The organism is Neomoorella sulfitireducens (assembly GCF_024733845.1).
In the GTDB taxonomy this organism is placed as follows: Bacteria; Bacillota; DSM-521; order Neomoorellales; family Neomoorellaceae; genus Neomoorella; species Neomoorella sulfitireducens.
This window is the reverse complement of the sequence record NZ_JANRHG010000004.1, coordinates 109607-120506: the sequence shown is the minus strand read 5'-3', so window position 1 is coordinate 120506 and position 10900 is coordinate 109607. Positions and strand designations below refer to the sequence as shown.

Below are 10900 nucleotides of genomic sequence, written 5' to 3'. Positions count from 1 at the left end.
CGCGTAGGGAGCACCAGCTACTGCCACAGGCACCAGGTCTCCTGGCTCGGGTTCACCGCTCCCCCACGCCTTCCCAGCCTGCCCTCAGCCTCGTTAATGCAGCTTAAACTTGCTAAGGACCGGACCAGTGGCCTGATTGCGGGTTTGCTCCCCCTTACAGTGGCGCGACCGCGCCGGCTTTGCACCGGCTTCCCTTGATGCCTGTTATTTATTTAATTTACTCAGTAAAAGAGTATTCTACAAAAAGAGCCGGAATCCTCCCGGCTAGTATTTTAACTATGCCCGTTCTGCTCCTTCGCCATTCTTTCCAACCGTACCATCAGGCTGTCCCACATAGCCTGCACCGCACTGGCCGCCACCCCGCGGGAACAGGCCATAAGGGGTACACCGTTTACCAGGGCCCTGGCTACGTCGGCATCAAAGGGTATCTTCCCGGCTATAGTAAGCCCTGCATCGTAACAATAAGCTTCAATCTCCCGGCTTTTCTCCGGGGCCAGATCATACTTGTTAATGCAAACGGCTACCGGCACCCGGAAATGCCCGGCCAGCTTCACCACCCGCTCCAGGTCATGCCGGCCGGCCACCGTTGGTTCCGTTACCGCCAGGGCCAGGGTAACGCCCGTCAGGGAGGAAATGACCGGGCAGCCGATGCCCGGCGGCCCGTCAGTAATAATCAGCCGGGCGTTATTTTCCTCCGCCAGCCGCCGCGCTTCCTGGCGCACCTTTGTCACCAGCTTGCCGGAATTCTCCTCGGCCAGGCCCAGCTGGGCATGGACCAGAGGACCGTAGGGTGTTGCGGAAATATACCAGTAGCCGGCCAGGTTGGGCTGCATGGCAATGGCTCCTGCCGGGCATACCAGGGTACAGACCCCGCAGCCTTCGCACTCTAGAGAATCAACCTGGAAGACAAGTTTCCCGGAATCGTCTTCACTATTTTCTTTCTCCGGCTTGGCCTCCATGACGGCGCCGAACCGGCAAACTTCCCGGCAGCGGCCGCACCCGGTACAAAGGCCCGGGTCGATAACCGCCTTGTCGGAACCATAAAACTCATTGACGCTTTCCACCTCCGGCCGCAGGAGCAGGTGCAAATCGGCGGCGTCGACGTCACAATCGGCCAGGACTTTATCCTCCGCCAGGGCGGCCAGGGCAGCGACGATAGAAGTTTTACCCGTCCCGCCCTTACCGCTAATTACCAGCAGCTCTTGCACGCTGTGACACCAGCCTCTCTATCTCCTGCCAGAGGCCGATAAAAGGCGTTACCCACTCGGGATACTCTTCTACCAGGCAATCGCCCCTGGCATAAGTGGCGGCATATCCCTTGTCAAAGGGAATTTTCAACAGGATGGGGATACCCTCCCGTTGGCAATATCGTTCCACCCGCAGGTCCCCCAGGGTAGAACGGTTGATGACTACGGCAAAGGGAACACCCAGTTCCCGCACCATCCCAACGGCGAGGCGAAGATCGTTGAGGCCGAAGGGGGTGGGTTCGGTGACCAGCAGGCAGAAATCGCTGTCCTTTACAGCGGCAACAACCGGGCAGGAAGTGCCCGGCGGGGCGTCAATAAGGGTAAGCCTTTCCTTAAAAGCAAGTTTTTTGACCACCCTGATCACCGGCGGTGCCAGGGGCACGCCGACATCGATCTTGCCATGGGCAAAATCAATCCTGCCGGCCTGGCCCCGGGCTACTACCCCGATGCGATGTGGCTTTTCGCTAATTGCTCCCGCCGGGCAGGCTATAGTGCAGCCGCCGCAGCCGTGACACATTTCGGGAAAAGTGATAACCTTACCGCCGGCTACGGCCAGGGCGTGAAAGGCGCAAACCTCGCTGCACCTGCCGCAGCCGGTACATCGGTTATTATCTACTTCCGGTACGGGCAGGGTTACTTCCTCTTCTTCGTGGAACACCGGTTTCAGGAAAAGATGGGCATTGGGTTCTTCGACATCGCAGTCCAGAACCTGTACCGGTATTTTCCCGGCCAGGGCCAGGGCCCGGGCAAGGTTGGTGACAATGGTGGTTTTACCTGTACCTCCCTTGCCGCTGGCCACCGTGACAATCATTTCCTTCACCACGCTTTAATCAAGGCTGATGGCTCCGTTCGGGCATTCCTCAACGCAGGTGCCGCACTCCAGGCACTCGTCAGCATTAATGACAGCTACTTCTTCCACAGTGATGGCTTCTACCGGGCAAACATCGACGCAACTGCCACAACCGGTGCACTTTTCCTCATCAACCCTGGCTGCCATGTTACCTTCCCCCGTTCATTTGAAATTTTAATGTTTAATGATCACAGCCTTCATGGCCGCCATGGTCATGGCTGCAGGTACTGCCGCTACTCTTGAGATTACCGCGCAGGTAAGCATTCACTGCCGCCTCTACCGGACCAGCAACACCGCTTATTACCTCAATGCCCCGCTCACCAAACAATTCCACGGCGCGGGCACCTATGCCGCCGACAATCACGCAGTTAACGCCTAAATTGGCCAGGTAATTCGGCAAAAACCCCGGTTGATGCCCGGGATTGGCGATAACTTCTCTGCTTATCACTTTCCCGTCTGCTACGGTAAACAGGCTGTACTGGGAACAGTGGCCAAAATGCTCGGCTACCATTATTCCCTCAGTTGCTACGGCGATCTTCACCATCTGTTACCTCCCTGACCCATACCAAAATGAGAGCCTACGTTAGCCTGGGATAATAGCATGGCCTCTCCGGCCTGCCATTGCTGCAGTGCCGCCTGGACCGTCGGCGCCGTGGTGGTGTACACCTTAACCCCGGCACCCTGCAAAACCCGGAGGGCATTGGGCCCGATGTTGCCGGTCAGGACAATCTCCACACCCCGGTTTAGCAGCGCCTGGGCTGTGGCCACCCCCGCCCCGCCGGCGACCCCGTTATCGTTGGCTACGGCCTCAAAGGTATTTTTTGCTGTATCGGCAATAACAAAATACTGGCAGCGCCCGAAACGGGGATCTACTGCTGCTGTAGCATCTTTACCCTGGGCCGTAACAGCCACTTTCATTAACTTCGCCCCTTTCTATTTCGGTCAATCGTCCACTTGCATTATATAGTTATTTTGGGCTTATGTCAATAAAATATTAAACAAAAAGAGCCGGGAGACAAAATTTATAACCCGGCCCGCATATGGATTTCACCTACAGGTCTTCATTTTCCGGATCGCGGGGCTTATCCTGACGCTCTTCCTGCTGCAAGGCCTTCAGCTGCTCTTTGACCGCCTTGAGCTGGCTTTCTAGCATGGCCGCCTGCTGCTTTAGAATTTCCACATCAGGCGCTGCGCCCTGGGGCGGTACGGCGCCGGGAAAGGGTGCGCCCCAAAAGCCCCCGGGAAACCAGCCAAAAGAAGGCGGGAAAAAACCCCAGGCCCACCTGCGGCCCAGACCAAGGCCTAATCCCCGGCCCCGACCCAAACCCCGGCCAAAGCCAAAAGCCGGGTTCATAAAGCCGGGTACGGGAAAACCGCTGCAGTACCCGGCAGCGCGGCCGGTACGCGGCCCGAGGCCCCACGGACCGGTCCTGTCACCACGTGGCATATAAACACCTCCTTTTGGTCTTATGTTCATTATTAGTATAAAACTATTATGGCCATTTGTCAATAATAAATATGCCCCATAAATAAAAAACCCGGAGGCAATCTCCGGGGTTTACATGATAAGATCCTTATGCCAGGGGAACAATTACGGGGATGCTTTGCACGGTTGCCATTGTCACCGGTACGCCGTAAACACCAGCGATATTTTCCGGTGTCATTATCTCCAGGCCACCGCAGGCGAAAATGGTATGATTTTTTAAAAACAGGAACTTGTCGGCAAAGCGCAAAGCCATGTTAAGGTCGTGCATGACCACCACCGCCGCCAGGTTGTGTTCCCTGGCGGCTGTTTTTACTGTCTGCAGGACCTCGAGCTGGTTCCTTAAATCCAGATTGCTGGTAGGCTCATCCAGGAGCAAGACCCGCGGTTCCTGGGCCAGGGCGCGGGCGATGACCACCTTTTGCAGTTCGCCGCCGCTGAGTTCATCAAGATAGCGCAAAGAAAGCACTTCCAGGTCCAGGAGCGCTAAAACCCTCTGCACGATCTCCAGGTCATTGGCGGAAACGTCCCACTTAATGTGAGGTTTCCGGCCCAGCAGCACGGCGTCAAAAACGGTAACCCGGCCGCCTTCGCTCCTCTGGGCCACATAACCGATTTTGCGCGCCACATCCAGCCGGCTGAGGTGAAAGACGTTTTCTTTATCGATTAAAACCGTCCCGCGTTTGGGCTTAAGTATTTTATTCAGGCATTTGATTAGAGTAGACTTCCCGGCGCCGTTATTGCCCAGGATGGCCAGAAACTCCCCCGCGGCGATGGAAAATTTGATGTTTCTTAAAACATGGCGGCCGTTGTAGCTGAATTCCACGCCGTCTACCTGCATAATCATCGTTTACTGCTCCCCCTGGCAAGGAGATATAGAAACATCGGCGCCCCCATAAAAGAGGTTATGGCCCCTACCGGCAGGACGACCGGGGCAATAATAGTCCTGCCCACGGTATCGGCGGCCAGGAGCAGAAAGCCCCCCATCACCCCGGCCGCCGGGATTAAAAAGCGGTGGTCGCCGCCGATCAACCGCCGCATCAAATGCGGTCCTACCAGGCCGATGAAGCCGATGATACCCAGGAAAGAGACTATCGTGGCCGTAATCAAAGATGCTATAAACATCCCCGCCAGCCTGACCTTTTCTACATTCACTCCCAGCCCTTTGGCCGTTTCCTCGCCGCTGTCCAGGGCGTTGTAGTTCCACCTGTTGGCCATGAAGTAGAGAAAGGCGGTTCCAATTACCAAAGCCATGATTTCCAGATCCCGCCAGGAAGCCCTGCCGATGTCACCGAAGGTCCAGAAAACAATGGCCGCCACCTGCACGTCGCTGGCAAAATACTGGAGGATAATGGTCCCCGCGGAAAAAAGGGACCCTAAGGCCACCCCGGCCAGGACCATGGCCTCGGGGGAAAAGCCTTTTTGCCCTGCCAGGATAATGATCACCAGGGTCGCGGCCATGGCCCCTGAAAAGGCGAAAAAAGTCACCAGGTAAGGATTGTTAATGAGCACCGCATCAGCCACAGTAAGCTGGATACTTCCCGCCCCCAGGGCGACGATGGCCAGGGCGGCACCGAAGGCCGCACCCTGGGAAACACCCAGGGTGAATGGTGAAGCCAGGGGATTGCGCAAGATGTTTTGCATTACACAACCCGACACGGCCAGACCCACCCCGGCAATAAAAGCGGCCAGCACCCGCGGCAGGCGGATATTCCAGATGATAATCAGGGCCCGGCCTTCCCCTTTGCCCAGTAACGTCCGCAACACCTGGTGCGACGTGAGTTCCGCCGACCCGGCGTTTATGGCATAAAGCCCCAGCAAAAAGCTTAAAAAGACCAGGAAGGCGATGACCAGGACCTTTCTCCGGGTATATTTTAAGTAAGCCAGCGAATTTTCCGCTGTTGCCACCTGGCGCACGTTTTTACTCCCCGCTCACTAAGATCGTCTCCATTTTACGGCGTTGTCAGGTTAAGCTTTTTAAACCCACCGAAATCCCCGGCCATCTGCTCGTAAACCGGCTTTCCCAAAAGAAACCGGTAAATCTCGTCGGCCTTCCCCGCCGGGTCGACGTCCTTAAACTTCTCGGGATAAATCACCTTGCCGGCATAATAGGCGTCGGCGATCGCGGTATCAATGTTGGTGGAGTAGTAGTTAAAAGGAATCTGGCCGTAAACCCGGCCGTCCCGCACCGCCTTAAGGGACTGGTAAAACTGCGGGTTTTTCTTGTAGTCTTCCTGTACCAGGTTTAAACCGGCTTCGTCGATAAAAATAATATCCGGGTCCCAGATTAAGAGTTTTTCCCGGTCGATCATGACGCTCCCCGTTTTGCCGGTTTCATCGACCACATTCCGGGCGTTAATGGCAACAAAGGGTGCGTACCGGCCCCTGGTGCTTTCAATGCCGTGGACACCCTTCATACCCAGGGCGCCTACATAAACCTCGGGCTTCTCGTCTTCCGGTATATCCTTTGTCCGCGTATTTAAATCTTCCTGGCATTTTTTCAGGTAAGCGACCACTTCCCCGGCCCTTTGTTCATTGCCGGTAATCTTGCCGATTAACTGCAGGGATCGATAAACGTCTTCATCAAAAACGGCCAGCGAACCGTAGCTCAATACTACTATGGGAATATTGGTCTTGGCCTGGAGCTCGTCTGCCTGCACCCTGTCCACCAGGGAGGCCACAAAAATCACGTCAGGCTTAACACTGGCCAGCTTCTCGGCATCCGGAGTTGAATCCGGGCCTCCCGGGCCGATCACCGGTTTTTCCGTTAACTCAGGATGGGCCAGCAGGTAGGGTTTGCCTGTGGGCTGTTGTTTTTCTACATTTTCTATGCCCACTACCTTGTCGGCAACGTTAACATAACAAACCAGCCTTAAAGCGCCGGGGCCAATGGCCACGATTTTATTTGCCGGGACAGCTATTTCCACTTCCCGCCCCAGCATGTCGGTTATTTTGGTTTTCGGCAAATTCTGGCCCGTCTCGGCGGCCTGCGGGCCGCACCCGGCCAGGGCAAATAATACCAGTGTTAAAGCTATCACCAATTTAGTTAAGTTCTTAAACATCTTTCAGCCCCCCGGTCAATATTTACGGATTGACTCCCAACCGCGGCTGTAATTTTCCGCGCAGGGTATACAGGCATACCGCCCTTCCTTTAACCTGGCCCGCACCTCGGCCACCGGTTCCCCGCAATAAGCACAGGTCACGGAGTTAAAAAGGCGGGCTTTTTCCGGCATTTTTAGCGGGACATGTTCTATTTTAAAAATTTCCTCTTCCGGCGCCTCCAGGATATGCTGTAACCGTCGCTCCTGGTAACGCCCGAACAGCTCCTTTTCCTCCGGCGTGGCCCGGCCGCTAAAGACCCTTACCCGCAGGTTGCGGTAATTCTCGTCTTCCGGCCATGCCCCGCTTTTCATGGCCACCCGTACGGCAGCCCCGCTTTGCCTGTCCCCGACGGTAAATACGTGCTTGCCGTAATCCCGGTAAAGGAGATTGCCTTTTCCCAAAGTGCAGCCGGTAAGGACCTGGATGGCGTCCACGCCGCAGGCATCTGTTTCGACGATGGCCACCAGTTCTTCATCCCCGGCCCGGCCGGCGGCCAGCTCCCTCAGGACGATTTTGGCCGCCCGGTAGCCGATGGCGAGACCCGGGCACTTATGCCCGTGAAAAGCCACAGCCCTGTCCCAATCATCAATAAAAACGTCCATATGTCACCGTGCCTCCTTTTCAAAATAAAAAATAACCACTTCAGGTACCCCTTCTGGGGTGCGAATACCCTCCGTGGTTACATCGACAACCTTCATGGTCGCTTTTTCTTTATTCGCTATATAAGACCAGATTCCTGCTGGTAATTAAAAAATAGCCTTTTTCTTATTGCTTCCCCTTCCCTTTCCTGCACCTCGCACACAAACCGTAAACCTCGAAGCAATGTTCCGTCGGGAGAAACCCCTTGCGGTCCAGCTCCTGGATCAAACTTTCCATAGGACAATAATCAACAGGGATGGAAGCCCCACAGGTTTTACACACCGCGTGGTGATGGTGCCCTTCCTCCCGCCGCAGTTCATAAAGATCAGCACCGTTATCTGAGGGGACACGGCACAAAAGGCCCTTAGCCAGCATTACATCAAGGTTGCGGTAAATTGTAGAGAAATTCGTCCCCGGGAGGATCGCGATGACCCTTTGAAACAGATCCTGAGCGCTCAAAAATGAGTTGGTATTTTGGAGAACAGCGAGGATGGCCTTGCGCTGGGGGGTTACCTTGAGGTCATTTTGCTTCAACAATTCTTCTATATCCACTTCTTTATTGCTCCTTTCCCTACCATAACTGCTACCAGTATGCCGGCAGCAATAAGCACAACGGTTCCTCCCGGAGCCAAGTCAAAAATAAACGAGGCATAAAGGCCGCTGGCTACCGAAAAAAGGGCCACAAGAATGGATATCCCGAAAGTCGCTTTGAAACTGCGGGCAACCTGCAGGCTGACGGCCGGCGGGATAACCATCAAGGCCGACACTAAAAGGGTCCCAACCACCCGTACCGCCAAGGCCACGGTAAGGGCCGTGAGCAGGGTAAAATACGTGCTCACGGCGGTCACCGGTATTCCTGCCAGGCGCGCCGCCTCTTCGTCAAAGGTAATGGCAAAAAGTTCGCGGTGAAGAAACGCTATAGACATAAGGATGAATATACCGGCGCCGGCAATGACCGCTACGTCGGCAGGGGACACGGCCATCAGGCTGCCGAATAAATATGAAAACAGATCGGCGTTAAAAACCTTTTTTAAGCTGATCATGACTACCGCCAGGGCCATGCCGCCGGACATGACTACCGCCAGGGCCACCTCGGCATAACGGGGAAAGGCCCGGCGGATGAACTCGATGAGTAAAGCTGCACCGGCCGCGGCCAGGAGGGCGCTATAAAAAGGATAAAACCCTAACAGCATACCGCCGGCGACGCCGGCCAGGCTGGCATGGGCCAGGCTGTCCCCGACCAGGGATAGCCGCCTTAACACGATAAAAACGCCGAGGGTGGCGGCCAGAACTGCGGTAATCAAGCCGGCTATAAAGGCCCGCTGCATGAAATCGAAACTAAAAATAGACATAATTCTCCCCTAGCCGGTAACCGAGGACCTCGGCAATGTGGTCCTGGTCCACCTCGTTTATGTTCTCGTGGATATAAACATGCCGGTCACGGACGCAGCCGATTTTTTTAGCCCTGGTAAAAGCCGCCCCTATATCATGGGTGACGATGACTACCGCCATGCCTCTTTCACGGTTCAGATGCGCCAGGAGCCGGTAAAAATCTTCCCGGGCGACAGCATCTATGCCGGTAGTAGGCTCATCAAGGAACAGGGCCGCCGGTTTTTTTACCAGGGCCCGCGCCAGGAAGACCTTCTGGCGCTGGCCGCCGGAAAGTTCCCCGATGAGGCGACCGGCCAAATCTTTGATTCCGGCCAGTTCCAGGGCCTCCTCAACAATTTCTTTCCTGGCGCGCCTGGCAAAAAGCCCCCGCCAACCGCCATAATAACCCGATGCTACCACTTCAGCCACAGTTGCGGGAAAAGAGGCGTTAATATCCCCCGCATTCTGGGAAATGTAACCAATCAGGTCCCAATCCCGGAAGCTCCTGATATCCCAGCCAAAAAGCCTTACTTCCCCGGACTTCGGCCGCAAAAGACCCACCATAATTTTAAGCAGGGTGGATTTGGCGGCGCCGTTGCGGCCGATGAGGGCCAGAAAATCCCCTGCTTTTACCGCCAGGTTGACATCTTCAAGGACGGGAGCTTCGTTATAAGCAAAGGTGACATTTACCAGGCGTACTACTTCCCCTTCATTACGGTAACAAGCCATGCCGCCGTCGCCTCCCACAGTTGGCCAGAGCGCCCCGGCCTTTTCCCTACTCCAGGGCTTTTTTCAGCGCCGCTAGATTTTCCGCCATTATGGAAAAATAGTCTTTGCCGGCCTCCATCTCTTCCCTTGTCAGTCCGCCGATGGGATTTAGAACCAGCGTCCCCGCTCCCGCCTCCCGGGCCAGGGTTTCGGCCAGTTTAGGACTAGCCAGGGTTTCAAAAAAGATATATTTTATGCCTTTGCTGCGGCAAAGGGTAATGAGTTCCACCATCTGCTGGGCCGAGGGTTCCTGCTGGGGAGAGAGCCCGCTGATAGGTATCTGGTTGAGGCCATAGCGCCTGGCAAGGTAACCGAAGGCCGCATGGGAGGTCACTATATCTTTCCCGGTGACGCCCGCCAGGGCTTCCCGGTACTGCCGGTCCAGGGAAGCAAATTTTTGTTCCAGCTCATGAAAGTTTTTTTCATAATAACCTTTATTATCGCCGTCTATTGCCACCACCGCTTCATATATCCGCCGGGCAAGCTCCCGCGCCAGGAGCGGGTCCAGCCATATATGCGGGTCATTATTTTCTATAAGGCCTTGACCCGCTTCCAGGGTCACGACTCCCTTCTCCTGTAGCTGGCCCTCAATTTTCTTGGCCCAGGTGTCCATGGGTTCACCTAAAAAAATAAATAATTTCCCGGTGTAAATCGAAGCAACCTGCCGGGGTGAAGGCTCATAATCATGGGGCTCGACACCTACAGGTTGTAGATTCTCTACCATGGCTCTATCGCCAACTATTTTTTTTGTGAAATCATATAGGGGATAAAAGGTAGTATAAATCTTTATGAGGTCGCCAGTGCTTCCCGGAGCGGATGGGTTTTCGCTTCCCCGGCAGCCGCCGGTAAAAAGAATAAGGCCGAAAATAAGTAAGACCAGGACGGCACTGCATAATTTACGCCAGGTTTTCATTTAACCTCCCGGCCTCCTGCAAGTAATTTGCATTTGCATCTTTAATATATACCATCACCTTCAATTAATGTCAACAGCTCCTCACTTTTATCGGGCCTATCAGTTTATTCTTGACAAGCCGGACAATAGCCAAAGAAGATCATTGACGCGCTGATAACCTCAAAACCATCTTTTTTTATATCCCTGTCAACAACAGGTTCCTGTTTTATAAGAAATTCGTAGGTGCGGCCACACTTCAAGCAAACAAAATGATTGTGGGGGATTTTATTCATTTCATACCGGGCTGTCCCGTTCAAGGTTGGGGCTTTGACAATAATACCCTTCTGGACGAAGAGTTCCAGCGAACGGTAGACAGTAGCCATTCCCACCGTTGGACAATGCCGACGTGCCGCCCGGTAAATAGCTTCTGCCGTCGGGTGTTCCTGGGATAATTCCAGGAAGGCCTTAAGTACCGCCCGACGCTGGGGCGTTAAACGACGCTCGCTTTCTTGAAATTTCTCCAGGTGCAAAGATGTAACGGCAGGCAT

Annotated in this window: 15 protein-coding genes and 1 riboswitch; all 15 genes read right to left on the bottom strand. The window is 54.7% G+C overall.

Going from position 1 to position 10900, the window contains the following annotated elements; all coding sequences use genetic code 11:
* Window positions 1-14: 14 nt before the first annotated feature.
* A riboswitch (cobalamin riboswitch) is annotated at window positions 15-250 on the bottom strand.
* Window positions 251-272: 22 nt separating this feature from the next.
* Window positions 273-1208: an ATP-binding protein gene (locus NWF31_RS05985; RefSeq protein WP_258359601.1), complete on the bottom strand. Its 936-nt coding sequence runs from the start codon at window positions 1206-1208 to the stop codon at window positions 273-275.
* Entirely contained in the window at window positions 1186-2058 is an 873-nt protein-coding gene (locus NWF31_RS05980) for an ATP-binding protein (protein WP_258359600.1), read from the bottom strand. Before NWF31_RS05980 ends, NWF31_RS05985 begins: the two co-directional genes overlap by 23 nt.
* 15 nt (window positions 2059-2073) lie before the next feature.
* Window positions 2074-2244, bottom strand: a complete 171-nt coding sequence (locus NWF31_RS05975) for a 4Fe-4S binding protein (RefSeq protein ID WP_258359599.1) — start codon at window positions 2242-2244, stop codon at window positions 2074-2076.
* Window positions 2245-2278: 34 nt separating this feature from the next.
* Entirely contained in the window at window positions 2279-2641 is a 363-nt protein-coding gene (locus NWF31_RS05970; RefSeq protein ID WP_258359598.1) for a NifB/NifX family molybdenum-iron cluster-binding protein, read from the bottom strand.
* Complete coding sequence (locus tag NWF31_RS05965) at window positions 2635-3015, bottom strand: NifB/NifX family molybdenum-iron cluster-binding protein (protein ID WP_258359597.1); 381 nt, start codon at window positions 3013-3015, stop codon at window positions 2635-2637. The genes NWF31_RS05970 and NWF31_RS05965 overlap by 7 nt, the downstream gene beginning before the upstream one ends.
* Window positions 3016-3148: 133 nt before the next feature.
* Window positions 3149-3544 (bottom strand): DUF5320 domain-containing protein, encoded by a 396-nt coding sequence (locus tag NWF31_RS05960; protein WP_258359596.1) that lies wholly within the window; start codon window positions 3542-3544, stop codon window positions 3149-3151.
* Between the two features lie 127 nt (window positions 3545-3671).
* Complete coding sequence (locus NWF31_RS05955) at window positions 3672-4427, bottom strand: ABC transporter ATP-binding protein (RefSeq protein WP_258359595.1); 756 nt, start codon at window positions 4425-4427, stop codon at window positions 3672-3674.
* A complete protein-coding gene (locus NWF31_RS05950) occupies window positions 4424-5497 on the bottom strand; it encodes a FecCD family ABC transporter permease (protein WP_258359594.1) in 1074 nt (357 codons plus the stop codon). Before NWF31_RS05950 ends, NWF31_RS05955 begins: the two co-directional genes overlap by 4 nt.
* Window positions 5498-5532: 35 nt before the next feature.
* Window positions 5533-6642, bottom strand: a complete 1110-nt coding sequence (locus NWF31_RS05945) for an iron ABC transporter substrate-binding protein (RefSeq protein WP_258359593.1) — start codon at window positions 6640-6642, stop codon at window positions 5533-5535.
* Window positions 6643-6657: 15 nt separating this feature from the next.
* A complete protein-coding gene (locus NWF31_RS05940) occupies window positions 6658-7284 on the bottom strand; it encodes an FmdE family protein (protein WP_258359592.1) in 627 nt (208 codons plus the stop codon).
* A 163-nt stretch (window positions 7285-7447) separates the two neighbouring features.
* On the bottom strand, window positions 7448-7873 hold the full coding sequence (locus NWF31_RS05935; RefSeq protein ID WP_258359591.1) for a Fur family transcriptional regulator: 426 nt from the start codon (window positions 7871-7873) through the stop codon (window positions 7448-7450).
* On the bottom strand, window positions 7864-8673 hold the full coding sequence (locus tag NWF31_RS05930) for a metal ABC transporter permease (RefSeq protein WP_258359590.1): 810 nt from the start codon (window positions 8671-8673) through the stop codon (window positions 7864-7866). The genes NWF31_RS05935 and NWF31_RS05930 overlap by 10 nt, the downstream gene beginning before the upstream one ends.
* Complete coding sequence (locus NWF31_RS05925) at window positions 8660-9421, bottom strand: metal ABC transporter ATP-binding protein (RefSeq protein ID WP_258359589.1); 762 nt, start codon at window positions 9419-9421, stop codon at window positions 8660-8662. The genes NWF31_RS05930 and NWF31_RS05925 overlap by 14 nt, the downstream gene beginning before the upstream one ends.
* Window positions 9422-9467: 46 nt before the next feature.
* Window positions 9468-10373, bottom strand: coding sequence for a metal ABC transporter substrate-binding protein (locus NWF31_RS05920; RefSeq protein WP_258359588.1), 906 nt, complete (start codon window positions 10371-10373; stop codon window positions 9468-9470).
* Window positions 10374-10477: 104 nt separating this feature from the next.
* Window positions 10478-10900 (bottom strand): Fur family transcriptional regulator, encoded by a 423-nt coding sequence (locus tag NWF31_RS05915; RefSeq protein ID WP_258359587.1) that lies wholly within the window; start codon window positions 10898-10900, stop codon window positions 10478-10480.